The organism is Geodermatophilus sp. DF01-2 (assembly GCF_004571065.1).
In the GTDB taxonomy this organism is placed as follows: Bacteria; Actinomycetota; Actinomycetes; order Mycobacteriales; family Geodermatophilaceae; genus Geodermatophilus.
The window spans coordinates 1-16,035 of record NZ_SPQN01000092.1; the positions used below are offsets into that span (position 1 = coordinate 1).

Below are 16,035 nucleotides of genomic sequence, written 5' to 3' on the forward strand. Positions count from 1 at the left end.
CCCGCCGCGGACGGCGGCCAGGTGGGTGGCCGCGGCCAGCGCCCGGCCCCGGCAGCGCTCCTCGACCAGCACGACGACGACGGCGTGCGGCCGGTCGAGGTCGGCACCCAGCCGGCGGGCGCGCTCGCGCAGCCCGTCCGGGTCGCGGAGCGCCGGCCCGAGCAGCTCCTCCAGCAGTTCGCCGCGCACCCGGCCCTCGGCCTCGCTGGCGGTGCGGCGGATGAGCAGCAGCAGAGCGGTCACCAGTGCGGCGCGCTCGAGGATGCGCTGGTCGGAGTCGGAGAGCTCGTCGTCACCGTGCAGCACCAGCCCGCCGAGCAGCTCGGCGCCCACGGTGACCGCGGCGGTCCACCAGCTGCCGTCGCGGACCGTCCGGCCGGTGGAGCGGGCGAGCGTGAGCGCCCCCGCCGGGTCGGGCGGCAGGTCGGCGTCCGCGCCCGGCCCGGAGGACGGCGTCCCGCGGCCGTGCTCGTCGAGGATGGTGATCCGCCCGCCGAGCACCTCGGTGACCGCGGCCGCGACGTCCTCCACCCCGCCGCCGCGCAGCACGATGTCGATGAACCGGTCGTGGGCGCCCGCCGCCCGCTCCACCGACGCGGAGTGGGCGCGCAGCTCCCGGGTGGCCATCGAGAGCTCCTCCAGCGCAGTCCGGGTCTCCTCGAGCAGGCGGGCGTTGTCCAGCGCGATCGCCGCGTGCGCGGCCAGGGAGCCGAGCAGCGAGACCTCGGACCGGTCGAAGAGCCGCTCGTTGCGGTCGGCGGCGAACAGCACGCCGATCACCCGGGAGCCCCGGACCAGCGGCACCCCGAGGATGGCGACCAGCCCCTCCTCCGCGACGCCGCCGTTGATGTCGTCGGTGTGCTGGAACCGCGGGTCGGCGAAGTAGCGGGCGGTGGCGTACGGGGCGGCGGTCTGCGCGACGAGGCCGCCGAGCCCGGCACCCATCGGCAGCCGCAGCGCCTGGAACCGGGCCGAGACGGAGCCGTCCGTCACCCGCATGTAGGTGTCGCCGCGGCCGTCGTCGTTGAGCGTCAGGTAGGAGACGTCGGTGCCCAGCAGCTGTCGGGCCCGCCGGACGATCGCGGTGAGGACGTCGTCGACGCTGCGCAACGAGGCGAGGTCGCCGGCGGTGTCGAACAGGGCGGCCAGCTCCGACTCCCGGCGGCGCCGCGCGGCGAAGGCGTCGCGCACCTGCAGGGCCAGCAGTTTCACCCGCTCCAGCCCGGCGAGCGTCGCGCTGTCGGCGCCGGCCGCGCGCGCACGGACCAGCGGGCCCTCGAACTCGATGGCCGCGGCCTCCTCCAGCAGGAGCGCGAAGTACTCCGCCGCGCCGTCCAGCTGCCCGGGCACCGGTGCCCGCTCGGCGGGCGGTGGGGTCGCTCGGGTCACGACCGGCATTCTCGCCGGTGCCGGCCCCCTGCGGGCACCGGCCGGGAGCGTCGACCGGCCCCCCTGCAGGGGCCCGCCGCGAGCCGGCGAGTGGTGGGGAGCAGGGGGGTCCTTCAAGGGGGGCAGGGTTTCCTTCATCAGTGGGCGCTCCACCCGCCGTCCATGACCAGCGAGCTGCCCGTGATGGAGGCCGCCGCCGGTGAGCAGAGATAGGCGACCGCCTCGGCGACCTCCTCGGGCTCGATCAGCCGTCTGACGGCGGCCGGGGCGAGCATGACCCGTTCCACGACCTCGTCCTCGGACATCCCATGCGCCCGCGCCTGGTCGGCGATCTGGTTCTCCACCAGCGGGGTGCGCACGTAGGCGGGGTTTACGCAGTTGGAGGTGACCCCGTGCGGGGCGCCCTCGAGTGCGATGACCTTCGACAGTCCCTCGAGGCCGTGCTTCGCGGTGACGTAGGCACTCTTGTAGGCCGAGGCGCGTACGCCGTGGATCGAGCTGATGTTGACGATGCGGCCCCAGCCGCGGCCGTACATGTGCGGCAGCGCGCTGCGGACCAGCCGGAACGGTGTCTCCAGCATCAGCCGCAGGATCAGCGAGAAGCGGTCGACCGGGAACTCGTGCAGCGGGGCCACGTGCTGCAGACCGGCGTTGTTGACCAGCACGTCGACGTCGAGGTCCAGGGCGTCGACGGCGTCGAGGTCGGACAGGTCGACGGCGACCGCCGTGCCGCCGACCGAGGCCGCGACCTCCTTGGCCCCCTCGGCGTCCCGATCGACGACGACCACGTCGGCGCCGGCCCCGGCCAACCGCACCGCGCACGCCCGGCCGATGCCCGAGGCGCCGCCGGTGACGAGCGCCCGCCGTCCGGTGAGGGTTCCTGAGTCCGCCATGTCGCCGAACGGTAGGTCGTCCCGTTGTCCGCCCACACGGCGCCGGCACACACACATCGGGGGCACGGAGTGGTGCCGACCCACACGGTCGTCCACGATGCGGCCTGGCGCCATCCCCACGCGGTCACGGAGGAGGCGTCCGTTTCGCATGGTCGCCGGACACATGACCGTGGTCACGGCGCTGTTCGCGCAGGTGGCGGACCACATGGCGTCGGAGGGACGCCGCCGGATCGGCCGAGCGCCGGAAGGACCGGCCGGCCCCGGCGTCCGTCCGCCACCACCTGTTCGGCCGCGGCGACGAGGCTCGGTGCGCCGAACCGACACGCCGCCGTGGAGCCGGCGCGCCGGCACAGCTGGACCTGACGGGAGCCCCTCCTGGGCCACCTCGCACGCTCGGCGGCGCCATGGAGGGGCCGGAGAGCCTGGCGTCAGGAGTTGCCGGGCTGCACCGGCGCATCGTCGCGCTGGGCGTCGTCGTCGGTGGTGAGGGTGACCTCGTCCCGCTCGCCACCGTCGGACCGGTCCTCGCCCGGCACGCCGTCGACCAGGTTGTCCTCGCTCGGGCCGGTCCCGCCGCCTGCCGGCTGGGGTTCGCTCATGCCGCTCTCCTCACGTCGTGGGTGTGCCGCCGGTTCACAGAGTGCCGCCGGCGCCGCCGCGCTCGGCGCGCGCCGGGTCGCTCTCGGCCTTCGCCGGCAGGTCGTCGTCCTGGGCCGCGTCGCGCTCGACCGCCTCCTCCCGGGTGAGGGGGACGTCGTCGAAGCCGGTGCCGGTGCTGCTGTTGTCACCGCTGCCCGACGCGGTGGGGATGTCCTGCTGGATCCGGTCACTGCCCGCTGGGTCGGTCATCGTGGCCCTCCTGGCGTCCTCCGCGGTCGCCCGAGGACATGCCCGGGAGGCGGGCGGTCCATGCCCGGCGGTCAGGACGGCGCGAGAACCCGCAGCCCGGCGGCCTCCGCGGCGGCCGCCTGGCGGTCGTCATAGGACAAGAAGACGTCGGCGGCCAGCCGGACCGCCGCAGCGACGTGAAGAGCATCCAGGCTGCGCAGATGTCGGCCGGGGAGCAGACCTGCGGTCCGGAACAGGCCTCGGTCGAGGTCGAGCAGGTCCACACCGGCCAGCACATCGTTGACCTTTGACTGGTCGATGCCGTTGCGTACGGCTACGCGGCGCAGTTCGGTCTCCAGCAGGATGCACGAGACGGTAGCGGCCCCGGTCTCGGTCCACTCGTCCAGCTCACGCTTGAGGGGCGCCGACTCCGCCTCCTCGATCAGCAGCTTGGATGCGGCGGATGCGTCGAGGTAGACCCTCACCGCTCCCCGCGCAGGTAGTCGAGGTCGTCCTGCACCGGATGGTCGAGGCGGACTCCCCGCAGGTCACTGAACCCTCCGCGGCGTGTGGCCGGGCGGATAGACAGCGGCTGGGTCCCGTTCGGCGGGACGAGCAGGGCCACCACCTCGCCGTGGTTGGTGATCTCGAACGTCTCGCCGGCCTGCACCGCACGCAACACCGCAGCGCTGTTGTTGCGAAGTTCCCGGTGTGGGATCGAACGGGTCATCTCGTCCACCTCCGTAGCAACCGTAGCAACCCCGAGGTCTCCTCCACCACGACGACGGCCGCCGTCCCTCCTGCCAGGACGGCGGCCGCGGACGGGGCGCAGGCTCAGAAGGCGGCCTCGTCGACCTCCATGAGCGCGTTGTCGGTGTTCTCCACGATGGCTCGCTCCGACGACAGCCGCGGCAGCACCTGGGCGGTGAAGAAGCGGGCGGCGGCGAGCTTGCCCTCGTAGAAGTGCCGGTCCCGCTCGCTGACCTCACCGGCCAGCGCGCCCAGCGCCACCTCGGCCTGGCGCACCAGCAGCCAGGCGGTGATGAGGTCGCCGGTCGCCAGCAGCAGCCGGCTGGTGTTCTGGCCGACCTTGTACAGCGCCCTCATGTCCTCCTGCGCCCCGCCCAGGTGGCCGAACATCGCGGTGAGCATGGCCTGGACCTCGCCGAGCCCGGTGGCCAGCGCGGCGCGCTCCTCCTTGAGCCGGCCGTTGCCGGCCTCCGCGTCGATCGTGACCTGGATCTGCGAGGCGACCCAGGTCAGCGCGACGCCGCCGTCCTTGGCGATCTTCCGGAAGAAGAAGTCCTGGCCCTGGATCGCCGTCGTCCCCTCGTAGAGGGTGTCGATCTTGGAGTCGCGGATGTACTGCTCGATCGGGTAGTCCTGCAGGTAGCCCGATCCGCCGAGGGTCTGCAGCGACTCGGCGGTGAGCAGCTGGGTGGCCCGCTCCGAGCCGAAGCCCTTGACCACCGGCAGCAGCAGGTCGTTGATCCGGGCGGCCAGCCGCGCCTCCTCGCTGTCCGCGGTGCCGGCGGCCTCGGCCTCGGTGACCTGATCGCGGAAGGTCGCCGTCCACAGGTAGAGGGCCCGCATGCCTTCGGCGTAGGACTTCTGCAGCATCAGCGAGCGGCGCACGTCGGGGTGGGAGGTGATGGTCACCCGTGGGGCGTCCTTGGACGTCGCGGTGAGGTCGGCGCCCTGCACGCGGTTCTTCGCATAGGCGAGGGCCACCTGGTAGCCGGCCGACAGCGTGGCGATCGCCTTGGCGCCCACGAACATCCGGGCGTGCTCGATGACCTCGAACATCTGCGCGATGCCGTCGTGCACCTCGCCGACCAGCCAGCCCTTCGCCGGCACGGAGCCTTCACCGAAGGTCAGCTCGCAGGTCGTGGAGACCTTGAGGCCCATCTTCCTCTCGACGTTGGTGACGTGGACGCCGTTGCGCTCGCCGAGCGCACCGGACTCCAGGTCGACGTGGAACTTGGGGACGACGAACAGCGACAGTCCCTTGGTGCCCGGCCCCGCGCCCTCGGGGCGGGCCAGCACCAGGTGGACGATGTTGTCGGACAGGTCGTGCTCGGCCGAGGTGATGAACCGCTTGACGCCGGTGATGTGCCACGAGCCGTCGTCCTGCCGCACGGCCCTGGTCCGGCCGGCGCCGACGTCGGAGCCGGCGTCGGGCTCGGTGAGCACCATGGTGGCGCCCCACTTGTGCTCGAGCATGAGCGCGGCCAGCCGCTTCTGGTCCGGAGTGCCCAGCTCGTCGAGGATCGCGGCGAAGGCCGCCCACGAGCCGTACATGAAGACGGCGGGGTTGGCGCCGAGCACCATCTCGAAGGCCGCCCAGGTCAAGGCGTGCGGGGCGCCGAAGCCGCCGAGGTGCTCGGGCAGGTCGAGTGAGAACCACCCGCCGTCCTCGATGGCGCGCACCGACCGCTTGAAGCTCTCGGGGAGCGTGACCGAGTTCGTGACGGGGTCGAACACCGGCGGGTTGCGGTCGGCGTCGGTGAAGGACGCGGCGATCGGGCCCTCGGCCAGCCGGCGGACCTCGGCCAGCACACCGCGCGCGGTCTCGGCGTCCATCTGGGCGAACGGCCCGGTGCCGAACCTGTCCTTGGTGTCCAGGAACTCGAAGAGGTTGAACTCGAGATCCCGCAGGTTCGCGGTGTAGTGGCTCATGCGCGTGGCTCCCGACGTGCTGCGTGCCCGGTACCGACGGGTCCTTACCCGCCGGTAACAAACCGTATTACCGGCCGGTAACCCGGGCAAGCGCCGCCTCACCCGACGGGGCCGGGAGCGCGACGGGGCTGGCGACCGGCGCGGTCGCGAGCCTCGTCGGTGCGGTCGGTCAGCGCTTGCGGCGGCGGGCTCTCAGGACGAGGCTGGCCAGCCAGACCAGCAGCCCGCCCAGGGCCGCCGCGATGAGGAGTGCGACGACCAGCGGGCCCTGCACGTTGGCGAACACGAGGCTGATCGCGACCGTCTGGGTGTTGTAGACGACGAACAGCACGAGGACGACGGTCACGAAGAGGAGCAGCGCCAGGGCGAGGGTGCGACCGATGGTGCGGCCGCGGTGCCGTTCGCGGGGCTTCTCGGAGGTCGTGGTCCCCGGTGTGGACGTCGGGGGCGGGGCCGCCGGCCGGCCTGGCGCGCCGGGGGTCGACGGGCCGGTGGTGCCCGGGGAGGTGCGCAGGGGATCGGAGCCGGGAGCGGTCACGGGTCGAGTCTGGTGCCCTGCGCCGTCCCGCGCACGGTCAGCGGTTCGCGTCCGGCTCGGTCTCGGCCGGCGGGTAGCTCGGCCCGGCCACGCCGTCGGCGGGGCCGTCGGTGCCGCCCTGGGACTCCGGGTCGCCGGGCGGCGCGACCTCGCTGCCGAGGGGCTGGGCGTCTCGGGGCTCGTCCGGCTCGGGCATCGTCATGAACCGAGTGTGCGGTGACGCCGTCCGGACGGCGACCGCACCCCGGTGACCACCCCCGGTCCAGCGGGGCCTCGACGGCCGCCAGACCCCGCCGGACCGGTGTTGATCACGCTGTGCCGTCCAGCGCGGGGCCCGCTTCCTGGCGCGGATGGCCCCTCGTGCGCTCGCGCTGCTTCATCCGGGCCTCCTGGACGTGCCGGTCGCCGGCGGCGAGCTCGGTGCGTGCGCGCTCGTCGAAGGCCCGGAAGACCGACCAGTAGGTGGCGTCGTAGTCCTCGACGATCTGGAAGGTCCACCGGTCGGCGATGACGTTGCGGCCGACCAGGTCGCGCTCCAGGTCGTCGGCGAGCCGGGTGTGCCCGGCCTCGCGGAAGAGGTCGACGGCGTCCTGCAGCAGCAGGTCGGCCTTGCCGGAGTGCTGGTGGAAGCCGTAGAGCTGGCCGCGGGCCTGCTCGACGGTCTCGAGGGCCTCGGAGAGCTTGCCGAGGCCCTCCACGGTGGTGTCGTCGAGGTCGGGCCGGCTGCGGTCGGTGCTCACCGGCCCATCCTGCGGTGGCCTCCGCCGCCCCGCCCGGGGAGCCGCGGGGGACCGGGGCCGGAGGGTCCCCGAGGGGTGGTGGCGGGTCGGCTTCCGCAGCTGGGGACGGCAGGCCGCGGTGCGGTCCGGAGGACCGCCGACGACTCAGCGGGCCGCCACAGCGGCCTCGATCAGCCGCTCGGCCAGCCTGCGGCCGTGCACGGCCGGGCCGTCGGGGCCCAGCAGGCCGCCGGAGAGGTGCATCCCGTCGATGATCAGGTGGATCTGCGCGGCGAGGTCCTCACCGGTGCCCGGGACGACCTGATCGGCCAGCCGCTCCAGGCGGGCGTGCAGCTCGAACTTGTAGTCGGCGGCGGCGCTGCGGGCCGGGTGCTCAGGGTCGTCGTACTCGCTGCTGACGTTGGTGAACGGGCACCCGCGGAAGCCGGCCCGGGTCACGTCGCGTTCCACGATGTCGACGACCGACAGCAGTGCCGCCCGTGGGTCACCCTCGAGGCGCTCGAGCTCGGCGTCGATACGGCTCAGCTCGGTGGCTGCCTTGCGGGTGAGGTAGGCGCCGACGAGGTCGTCCTTGCTCTTGAAGAGCCGGTACACCGTCATCTTGCCGAGGCCCGTCTCCCGGACCAGCTCGTCCATCCCCACGCTGCGCGAGCTGCGGGTGGCGAACAGCCGCTCCGCGGTGTCCAGGACGATGGCCTGCCGCTCGGCCCGGCTCCGGCGGACGGGGGCCGAGGCATCGTCGGCAGCGAGAGGGATGGCGGCTGCGGTCACGTCGGCGATGCTGCACCAGGGCGTGACGGAGCAGTTCGCGGCACGCCGGGGTCGACCGACAGGTGGTTGCGGTGAGTGACGAGTTGCACCCGGGCTGACCGCGACGAGTGGGGCCGGTGTGACGATCCGTGACCCACGTCCGCCCCCCTTCTCGGCATCCTCGAGCCAGCCCCCTCTGGGGCTCCCGAGCCTGCGGAGGGATGCGGGACGGATCCTCGTCCCGGGAGGGGGCCGTCTTCAGGCCCGGCGCACCCGGCGGGGGTTGGCCAGCAGTCGCGACAGGGGCGCGGTGGAGGCCTGGCGGCTCTGCGACTCGTCGCCTACTCGGGGGTGCTGCTGGGTGTTCTCCATGGAGCCAGCGTCCCCCGTGTTCCGGGCGACGAAACAGCCCCTCACCGGTGAAGTTGTGGCCGAGACCGGGAGAGATGCGTCACTCTCCGGGACGCCGTCCGGGCGCAGGTCCCGCCGTCCGGCTGCGTCCGCACGGGAGCGTCAGGGGGTGTCGGCGCCGTCCACGGGGACGTCCCCGCCCTCGGCGGGCTCCTCGGTGCGCGGAGTGCGGCCGCTGGTCGGCTCCTCGCCGGGCGGGTCGCCCTCGGCGCGCTCGGCGGTGCGGGGCGGGCGTTCCGGTTCGGTCATCGCGGGTTCTCCTCGTTCGTCGGCTGGTCAGGCTCGTGCCCGGACGGCCGCCCGGTCAACCATCCGTCCACCGGGACGGTGGGTGGGAGGGAAGGCCGCGCCCCGGCGACCGCGGCGGCGTCGGGCAGCGCCCCGCGGGCGCCGGGACCGGTGGTCGACAGCGCGGCGGCCGTCACCGCCGTCGCCACCGCCTCTGCCCGGGCCGTCCCGGCGGCGAGGGCGGTGGCGAGGGCTCCGCAGAACGCGTCGCCGGCGCCGGTGGTGTCCACGGACTCCACGGCGGGCGGCGGCTGCAGCAGCGCCGGACCGTCGTCGGGCACGAGCAGGGCGCCGCGCGCGCCGAGGGTGACCACCACCGTGCGGGCCGTCAGGGTGCGGGCCAGCCGGGCCAGTTCCCCGGGTGTCCGCTCGCCGGGCGCCGCCCCGGCCAGCTGCAGCAGCTCGTGTTCGTTGGGCACCAGCACGTCGACCCGTGCGAGCAGCCCGGCCGGCAGCGGCTGCGGCGGCGCGGGGGTGAGGACGACGGTGCCGCCGGCAGCCGCCGCCGCGGCCTGCACGGTCGCCAGCGGCACCTCCAGTTGGAGCAGCACCACCCGTGCCCGGTGCACGGCCGCGACGTCGACGTCCTCCGGCCGCAGCTCGGCGTTGGCGCCGGGGACGACGACGATGAGGTTCTCGCCGCTGCCGTCCTCGACCGGGATGGTTGCGGTGCCGGTGGGTGCACCGGGCGTCCGGTGCACGTGGGCCACGTCGACGCCGGCCGCGGAGAGTGCCGCCAGCTGTCGCTCCGCGGCCGGGTCGGCGCCCACCCGACCGACCATGGCGACCCCGTTCCCGAGCCGGCCGGCGGCCGCCGCCTGGTTGGCGCCCTTCCCGCCCGGTGCCAGCACGATCTCCCGGCCGACCACGGTCTCGCCGCGGCCGGGCAGCCGACTCACGCGGACCAGCACGTCCTCGTTGAGGCTGCCGACGACGGTGACGCTCATGCGTGCAGCTCTACCAGACCCGGCAGCAGCGGTCGGCGCGCCGGCGTCGCCGGTTCAGTAGGACGCCCGGCCACGTCGACCGGTTTCCGCGACCTCCACCCTCGGTACGGCGGGTGGAGGGCCCGACACGGCGTCCGGCACGCACGGCGTCCGACGAGTCGTGGTCGGTGGGCCAGGAGGACGTCGGGACCTCCGGTGTCGACGCTCACTGGTGGACTGGGGGCACGACCCGCTCGGGAAGGGGCTGGACCCGCATGGCCGCGCTGCGCCGCAACGACCCCGCCCAGTACGACGACCTGGCCGACCAGTGGTGGCAGGTCTCCGGCGGTTTCGCCGCACTGCACTGGCTGGCCGCTTCGCGCGGCGAGCACATCCCGCCCGCCCCGGCCCCGGGCGCGGTGCTCGTCGACCTGGCCTGCGGCGGAGGTCTCATGGCCCCGCACGCCGCCCGCCTCGGCTACCGCCACGTCGGCGTCGACCTGGGCGAGCAGGGCCTGCGGGTCGCCCGCGACCACGGCGTCCTGGCGGTGCGTGGGTCGGTGCTCGCCGTCCCGCTGGCCGACCGGTGTGCCGACGTGGTCGTCGCGGGCGAGATCCTCGAGCACGTCGAGGACGACGTCGCGGTGCTCGCCGAGTGCGCCCGCCTGCTGCGTCCCGGCGGCACGCTGGTGATCGACGCGCTCGCGGCCACCCGGATCGGGCGGTTCCTCATGGTGACCGTCGCCGAGCGGCTGCCCGGCGGCCCGCCCCCGGGCATCCACGACCCAGCGCTCTTCGTCGACCGTGCCCGTCTGCTCGCCGCCGCCGACGAGCTCGGCCTGGACCTCCGGCTGGTCGGGCTGCGCCCGTCGATGCGCGACGCGCTGGCCTGGCGGCTGGGCCGGCGGGACACGGTGCGGATGAAGCCTTTCCGGTCCACCGCCGTCGTCTTCGCCGGGTACGGGCGACGGAGGTGAGGGCGGAGGTGGGGCGGCGCGAGGCGCCGGGCGCCCGTACGGTCGGGAGCATGACGCCGAGCGCCCGCCGGGGATGCCGATGAGCGCGGTCCTGACCGGCGCCGGGCGCGCGCTGCCGACGACGATCGACCAGGACGCGGCGTGGGACGGCTTCTTCGCCGACCACTACGCCGACATCCGCTCGGCGCGGCGGATCTTCGCCTCCTCCGGCGTGCGCCGCCGGCACGCGGTGGCCAACCCGATGGACGAGGACCTCAGCCGCTGGAGCACCGGTGCGCGGATGCAGCGCTACGTCGAGGAGGCACTGCCGTTGGGCAAGCAGGCCGTCGCCGACGCGCTGGACGACGCGGGCCTCGCGCCCGGGGACGTCGGCCTGTTCGCCGTCGCCACCTGCACCGGGTACGCCACCCCCGGGCTGGACATCCGGCTGGCCAGCGACCTGGGCATGCCGCCGGGGCTGCAGCGGCTGCTGGTCGGCCACATGGGCTGTTACGCCGCGATCCCGGGCCTGGCCGCCGTGGGGGACTACGTGACGGCCCGGTCCCGCCCGGCGGTGCTGCTGTGCTGCGAGCTGACCAGCCTGCACGTCCAGCCGCCGGTGCGGGAACTGGACCAGGTCGTCGCGCATGCGCTGTTCTCCGACGCCGCGGCCGCCGTCGTCCTCGAGCCCGGGCGGGCGGGGCGGGGCCAGGGTCGGCGGCTGGCCGGGGTGGTGGCCCGCACCGACGCCTCCACCGCCGACCACATGACCTGGGACGTCACCGACCTCGGCTTCCGCATGGGCCTGTCCCCGCGGGTGCCGGACGTGCTGTCGCGGCACGTCGGTGAGGTCGTCGACGAGCTGCTGGCCGGTGCCGGGCTGCGTGCGGAGGACGTCGCGGGCTGGGCCGTGCATCCCGGCGGGCCGCGGATCCTCGACGTCGTCCGCGACGAGCTCGGGCTGCCCGAGGCCCAGCTGGCCGCGTCCCGCCACGTGCTGGCCGAGCACGGCAACTGCTCCTCGGCGACGGTGCTCCTGGTCCTGGAGGAGCTCGCCGACGTCGACGGCCCCGTCGTCGCCATGGCGTTCGGGCCCGGGCTGACCCTCTACGCGGCGCTGCTGCTGCCGGTCTGAAGAAGGACCCGCCTGCCTCCCACCGCTCGCAGGCTCGCGGCGGGACCTGCAGGGCCGGCGGTGCCCGGGACGGGGCCGGCGGTGCCCTGGAGGGGGCCGCTGGTGGCCGCACCCCGCAGCCCCTACGCTGAGTGACGTGGGTCACTCTCCGGAGGGGGGTTGTTCCCGTGGGACTGGACGGCGCTGCCATACGCGTGTTCCTCGTCGACGACCACGAGGTCGTCCGGCGAGGTGTGGCCGAGGTCCTCGAGGAGGACGCCGTGATCAGCGTCGTGGGGGAGGCCGGCTCGGTCGCCGAGGCGCTGGCCCGGGTACCGGCGGTGCGGCCGGACGTCACCGTCGTCGACATGCGCCTCCCGGACGGGGACGGTGCGGACGTCTGCCGGAAGCTGCGCGAGCGGGTGCCGGGGCTGCGCTGCCTGGTCCTCACCAGCTTCCCAGACGAGGAGGCGATGGCGGCCGCGGTCGCCGCCGGTGCATCGGGCTACCTGCTCAAGCAGGTGCGCGGCTCGGCGCTGGTCTCCGCCGTCCGGACCGTCGCCGGGGGCGGGATGCTGTTCACCCAGGACGCCGGGATCCAGACCTCGGCGACGCGCCGCCGCCCGGCGGAGCGCGACCGCCGGCTGGCCGTGCTCACCGAGCAGGAGCGGACGGTGCTGCGGCTCATCGGGGAGGGGTTGACCAACCGGCAGATCGGCACCCGGATGGGGCTGGCGGAGAAGACGGTGAAGAACTACACCAGCCACCTGCTGGCCAAGCTGGGGCTCGAGCGCCGGACCCAGGCCGCGATCCTCGCCACCGAGCTGCGCGGCCGCCCCGACTGACCCGGCGCTTCAGTTCCGCCGCGGCAGGGGTACGCACCAGCGGATCTGGGTCCCCGACGGGCCGGCGGACGTGGTCAGCCGGCCGCCGTGGCGCTCGGCGCGGTCGGCCAGGTTGGTCAGCCCGCTGCGCACGCCGACGGTGGGCAGCCCGACCCCGTTGTCGGTGACGACGACGCACACCTCGGCGTCGACGGTGACCGTGACCGTCACGCGGGTGGCCTGCGCGTGCTTCACCACGTTGGTGACCAGCTCACGGACGACGGCGACCACGTCGGGCAGGAGCACCGGTGGCAGGTCGTCGGCGTCGCCGCGCAGCCGCACGTCGGGGCGCAGGCCCTGCCCGCCGGTGATCGAGCGGACGACGTCGACGATGCGGGCGCGGACGGCGTCGGGCGAGGCGTCGTCGGCCTCGTGCAGCTCGAAGATCGACGAGCGGATGCGGGCGATGGTCCCGTCCAGCTCGTCGACGCGCTCGGCCAGGCGGGCGGCCGCCTCGGGGTGGTCCTCCTCCAGCGAGCGGCTGATCCGGTCCAGGGCCAGGCCGGTGGCGAAGATTCGCTGGACGACGTGGTCGTGCAGGTCCCGGGCGATCCGGTCACGGTCGGCCTGCACCTGCAAGCGCCGTTCCCGCTGCTGGCTGCGGGCCAGCTCGAGGGCGACCGACGCCTGCGCGGCGAACGCCCCGGCGAGCTCGAGCGTGTCCGGCTCGAACGGCTCCCGGCCGCGCAGCCGCATCGCCACGACCGTGCCGAGCGCCGGGCGCCCGCCCAGCGGGATGATCAGCGTGGGGCCGAACCGGCGGGTCAGCTCGCCGAGCACGGGGGCCCGCTGGCCTCCCGGCGTGGCGGTCCCGGCGTCCGGGACGAGCCGCGGGACGCCGGTCCGGTGCGCCACCCCCAGCTGGCTGTCGACCATCGGCAGGCGCACGCCCCCGACGTCCCCCTCGTCGAGCCCGACCGCGACCACGACGGTCAGCGCGTCCTCGTCCCCGCTGGGCACCAGCACACCGGCGGCGTCCGCCGAGGCCAGGCCGGCCACCCGCTCGCCGATCGAGCGCAGCACGGTGTCGGGGTCGGCGCCCGAGAGCAGGGCGGTGGCGATGTCGGTGCCGGCCTGGGCCCACGCGCGCCGGTGCTCGGCGCGCTCGACCAGTTCGGCGTTGGCGATCGCCATCCCGGCGGCGGCGGCCAGCGCGGTCGCCGCCGCCTCGTCCGCCGCGGTGAACGGGCCGCCGCCGCGCTTGACGGTCAGGTAGAGATGGCCGAAGACGGCGTTCCGGACCCGGACCGGTACCCCGAGGAACGAGTGCATCGGCGGGTGGCCGGGCGGGAAGCCGACCGCCTGCGGGTGCCGGGTGAGGTCGTCCAGCCGCAGCGGGGCGGGCCGCTCCAGCAGCAGGCCGAGGACGCCGGCGCCGACGGGCAGCCGGCCGATCCGTTCCCGGACGGCGGCGTCCATGCCGACGACGACGAAGCGCTCGAAGCCGGTGCCCTCGTCGTCGACCACGCCCAGCGCGCCGTAGGTCGCCCCGGTGTGCTCGACGGCGGCGTGCACGACCTCGTGCAGGGTCGCGTCGACCTGCTCGCTGAGCGTGGTGGCCCGGCTGCCGGGGACAGTGACCTCGGCCGACGGCAGGTCGGCAGACCCGGTGCCGGGCGGGGTCACGGCCCGGCGGTCGAAGTCCTCCGGGAGGAGGGGCGGTGGCGTGGCGATTCCGGGCTCCGTCAGGCGCCGCGAACCAGGCGGCGGGCCGGCTGCCGGGGGACGGCGGGGCGCAGCAGGGTCTTGCCCCGGCCGCTGACCACCACGAGGTCGGCCCCTCGTGCCGCGCTGCTCAGCGCCTCGAACACCGGGCGCTCGAGCACGGCGGTGCGGACCCGGCCGACGACGCCGGTCTCGGCGATGGCCCGGAGCACCTGTGCCTCGAGCCGGTCCAGGACGGCCGTGCTCCCACGCCGCGCGAGGCGGGGGAGGCCGGCCGGCGCGTCGCCGTCGTCGTCGATCACGCAGACGGCGACCACGGTGGCCTCCCGGCGCGCGGCCTCGCGCAGCGCCCACACCAGGGCCCCGTGCGAGGACGGCGAGCCGTCGACGTCGACGAGCAGCCACGGGTTCTGCCGCCGCGGCAGCAGGGGGGCGAGCCGCATCGGCTCGACGCGGGAACGGCCCGCCGCGTCCTCGCCGATCGGGTGGCCGGCCGTCGACGAGCCCGGCCGGCCCTCCACCGACTCGTCGCTGCACCGGTCCGCGTCGCTCATGGTGGGATCGTGGACCGCGGCGGCGGGGGGCGGCAGGGACCAAGGACCCGCGTCGCACCAGGTCAGCGCATGACTGATTCGTGCCGAATGATCACTGCGTGTGTCACAGCGGACCGTGAACGTCCGGACACGGTGCCGCGGGTGCCGTCCCGACGACGACGGTCGCGTCCCGCTCCTCGTCCCGGACCACCACCGTCCGCAGTCCCCCGGCGGCGACCGCGGCCGCGGTGCGCGGTGCCTGGGGTGCGCCGGTCTCCACCAGCAGGGTCCCGCCGGGAGCCAGCCAGCGCAGCGCCCCGGCCGCGACCCGGCGCTGGAGGTCGGTGCCGTCGGGGCCGCCGTCCAGGGCGGCGCGGGGTTCGTGCTCCCGGGCCTCGGGCGGCAGGAGCGCGACCGCCGCGGTCGGCACGTAGGGGGCGTTGGCCGCCAGCAGGTCGACCCGGCCGCGCAGCCCCGCCGGCAGCGCGGCGTAGAGGTCGCCCTGGTGCACCCGGCCACCGACCGGCCGGAGGTTGCGCCGGGCGCAGCGGACGGCGCGCGGGTCGGCGTCCGCCGCGTGCAGCTCGACCGCGCCGACGGTGGCGGCCACGGCCAGCCCCACCGCCCCGGAGCCGCAGCACAGGTCGACCACCACCGGGGGCCGGCGGGCGTCCCGCAGCAGGGCGACGGCCCGCTCGACGAGGACAGCGGTGCGCTGCCGCGGCACGAAGACGCCCGGCTCCACCGCGATGCGCAGGCCGCAGAACTCCGCCCAGCCGAGGACGAGTTCCAGGGGCTCGCCGGTCACCCGCCGGTCGACCAGCGCCGCGAGATGCCCGGGGCCGGTCGCCGCGGCCAGCAGCGCGGCCGCCTCCTCCTCGGCGAAGACGCACCCGGCCGCGCGCAGCCGCGCGGCGACGGGCGCCTCGTCATCCAGTGGGAGGTCGTCCAGCGGCGGTCGCACGGGCTGCGGGACCTCCTCCGGCGTCGGCTGCCCGGCAGGGTACGCAGCGCCTGCACGGCCGCCCCGTGCATGACCGCCCCGTCTCCGGGGCAGGGGACCGGTGCGCCAGCAGTACGCGACCGATCGACACGGGAGCCGACCATGCCGCCATCCGACCCTCGATCCCGCGGCGAGCGGCCCGGGGACCGTCCCGATGGGGACGAGTCCACCGCCCGGGGACGGCGGGGGAGGCTCCTGGTCTCCGGGGTCGTCCTCGCCGGAGTGGCCGTCGTGCTGGCGGTCTTCTTCTCGGTCGCGCGATGCGGCTCCGCCGTCTCGGAGAGCGGGTCCGCCGACCGTCCGCAGGTCGTCGAGGAGGCCGCCCGGCCGGCGCCGGACCCCGACCGGCTGTAGCGCCCCGGGTCAGGCGCCGGCGACGGGACGGGGCAGCGGTTCCCCGGCGGCCGGGTCGGCCGGGCGCGGAGCCGGCGCGGCCCG

20 protein-coding genes are annotated in these 16,035 nt (G+C 75.2%); 4 read left to right on the plus strand and 16 right to left on the minus strand.

Annotation, left to right across the window (positions count from 1 at the left end; all coding sequences use genetic code 11):
* From E4P41_RS18565 to E4P41_RS18615, 13 genes are all read right to left on the minus strand, one after another.
* Window positions 1–1,398 (minus strand): GAF domain-containing protein (locus tag E4P41_RS18565; protein ID WP_135142734.1); only part of this gene is annotated, 1,398 nt, incomplete at its 3' end.
* 128 nt (window positions 1,399–1,526) lie between these two features.
* A complete protein-coding gene (locus E4P41_RS18570; RefSeq protein WP_135142735.1) occupies window positions 1,527–2,282 on the minus strand; it encodes a 3-hydroxybutyrate dehydrogenase in 756 nt (251 codons plus the stop codon).
* Window positions 2,283–2,710: 428 nt separating this feature from the next.
* A complete protein-coding gene (locus E4P41_RS22350) occupies window positions 2,711–2,881 on the minus strand; it encodes a hypothetical protein (RefSeq protein ID WP_167761171.1) in 171 nt (56 codons plus the stop codon).
* A gap of 34 nt (window positions 2,882–2,915) precedes the next feature.
* Complete coding sequence (locus E4P41_RS18580) at window positions 2,916–3,131, minus strand: hypothetical protein (RefSeq protein WP_135142736.1); 216 nt, start codon at window positions 3,129–3,131, stop codon at window positions 2,916–2,918.
* A 71-nt stretch (window positions 3,132–3,202) separates the two neighbouring features.
* A complete protein-coding gene (locus tag E4P41_RS18585) occupies window positions 3,203–3,595 on the minus strand; it encodes a type II toxin-antitoxin system VapC family toxin (protein ID WP_135142737.1) in 393 nt (130 codons plus the stop codon).
* Window positions 3,592–3,840 (minus strand): type II toxin-antitoxin system prevent-host-death family antitoxin, encoded by a 249-nt coding sequence (locus tag E4P41_RS18590; protein WP_135142738.1) that lies wholly within the window; start codon window positions 3,838–3,840, stop codon window positions 3,592–3,594. The genes E4P41_RS18585 and E4P41_RS18590 overlap by 4 nt, the downstream gene beginning before the upstream one ends.
* A 104-nt stretch (window positions 3,841–3,944) precedes the next feature.
* Window positions 3,945–5,789: an acyl-CoA dehydrogenase gene (locus tag E4P41_RS18595; protein WP_135142739.1), complete on the minus strand. Its 1,845-nt coding sequence runs from the start codon at window positions 5,787–5,789 to the stop codon at window positions 3,945–3,947.
* A gap of 169 nt (window positions 5,790–5,958) precedes the next feature.
* The gene (locus E4P41_RS18600) at window positions 5,959–6,327 is read right to left on the minus strand and encodes a LapA family protein (protein ID WP_135142740.1); all 369 of its coding nucleotides are present in this window, start codon (window positions 6,325–6,327) and stop codon (window positions 5,959–5,961) included.
* A gap of 37 nt (window positions 6,328–6,364) precedes the next feature.
* Window positions 6,365–6,529, minus strand: coding sequence for a hypothetical protein (locus tag E4P41_RS22355; protein WP_167761172.1), 165 nt, complete (start codon window positions 6,527–6,529; stop codon window positions 6,365–6,367).
* Between the two features lie 106 nt (window positions 6,530–6,635).
* Window positions 6,636–7,067 carry a hypothetical protein gene (locus E4P41_RS18605; protein ID WP_135142741.1) on the minus strand — a complete coding sequence of 144 codons (432 nt, stop codon included), beginning with the start codon at window positions 7,065–7,067 and terminating at the stop codon, window positions 6,636–6,638.
* A 144-nt stretch (window positions 7,068–7,211) separates the two neighbouring features.
* Window positions 7,212–7,838 carry a TetR/AcrR family transcriptional regulator gene (locus E4P41_RS18610; RefSeq protein ID WP_135142742.1) on the minus strand — a complete coding sequence of 209 codons (627 nt, stop codon included), beginning with the start codon at window positions 7,836–7,838 and terminating at the stop codon, window positions 7,212–7,214.
* 492 nt (window positions 7,839–8,330) lie between these two features.
* Window positions 8,331–8,477, minus strand: a complete 147-nt coding sequence (locus tag E4P41_RS22360) for a hypothetical protein (protein WP_167761173.1) — start codon at window positions 8,475–8,477, stop codon at window positions 8,331–8,333.
* Window positions 8,474–9,463, minus strand: a complete 990-nt coding sequence (locus E4P41_RS18615) for a ribokinase (RefSeq protein WP_135142743.1) — start codon at window positions 9,461–9,463, stop codon at window positions 8,474–8,476. Before E4P41_RS18615 ends, E4P41_RS22360 begins: the two co-directional genes overlap by 4 nt.
* 254 nt (window positions 9,464–9,717) lie before the next feature.
* Here E4P41_RS18615 and E4P41_RS18620 point away from each other — a divergent pair, with 254 nt between their 5' ends.
* The 3 genes from E4P41_RS18620 to E4P41_RS18630 all read left to right on the plus strand — a co-directional run bounded on the left by E4P41_RS18620 (window position 9,718) and on the right by E4P41_RS18630 (window position 12,357).
* A complete protein-coding gene (locus E4P41_RS18620; protein ID WP_135142744.1) occupies window positions 9,718–10,419 on the plus strand; it encodes a methyltransferase domain-containing protein in 702 nt (233 codons plus the stop codon).
* 79 nt (window positions 10,420–10,498) lie between these two features.
* On the plus strand, window positions 10,499–11,533 hold the full coding sequence (locus E4P41_RS18625; RefSeq protein ID WP_135142745.1) for a type III polyketide synthase: 1,035 nt from the start codon (window positions 10,499–10,501) through the stop codon (window positions 11,531–11,533).
* 167 nt (window positions 11,534–11,700) lie between these two features.
* The gene (locus E4P41_RS18630) at window positions 11,701–12,357 is read left to right on the plus strand and encodes a response regulator transcription factor (protein ID WP_135142746.1); all 657 of its coding nucleotides are present in this window, start codon (window positions 11,701–11,703) and stop codon (window positions 12,355–12,357) included.
* Between the two features lie 9 nt (window positions 12,358–12,366).
* On the opposite strand, the gene E4P41_RS18635 is transcribed toward E4P41_RS18630, so the two are convergent.
* The 3 genes from E4P41_RS18635 to E4P41_RS18645 form a co-directional block, all read right to left on the minus strand.
* A complete protein-coding gene (locus tag E4P41_RS18635; protein WP_135142747.1) occupies window positions 12,367–14,022 on the minus strand; it encodes a GAF domain-containing protein in 1,656 nt (551 codons plus the stop codon).
* A 59-nt stretch (window positions 14,023–14,081) separates the two neighbouring features.
* On the minus strand, window positions 14,082–14,615 hold the full coding sequence (locus tag E4P41_RS18640; protein WP_135142748.1) for a universal stress protein: 534 nt from the start codon (window positions 14,613–14,615) through the stop codon (window positions 14,082–14,084).
* A 103-nt stretch (window positions 14,616–14,718) separates the two neighbouring features.
* Window positions 14,719–15,558: a putative protein N(5)-glutamine methyltransferase gene (locus E4P41_RS18645; protein WP_135142749.1), complete on the minus strand. Its 840-nt coding sequence runs from the start codon at window positions 15,556–15,558 to the stop codon at window positions 14,719–14,721.
* 141 nt (window positions 15,559–15,699) lie between these two features.
* Between E4P41_RS18645 and E4P41_RS18650 the strand changes: the two genes are divergently transcribed.
* Window positions 15,700–15,951 carry a hypothetical protein gene (locus E4P41_RS18650; RefSeq protein ID WP_135142750.1) on the plus strand — a complete coding sequence of 84 codons (252 nt, stop codon included), beginning with the start codon at window positions 15,700–15,702 and terminating at the stop codon, window positions 15,949–15,951.
* Window positions 15,952–16,035: the final 84 nt, after the last annotated feature.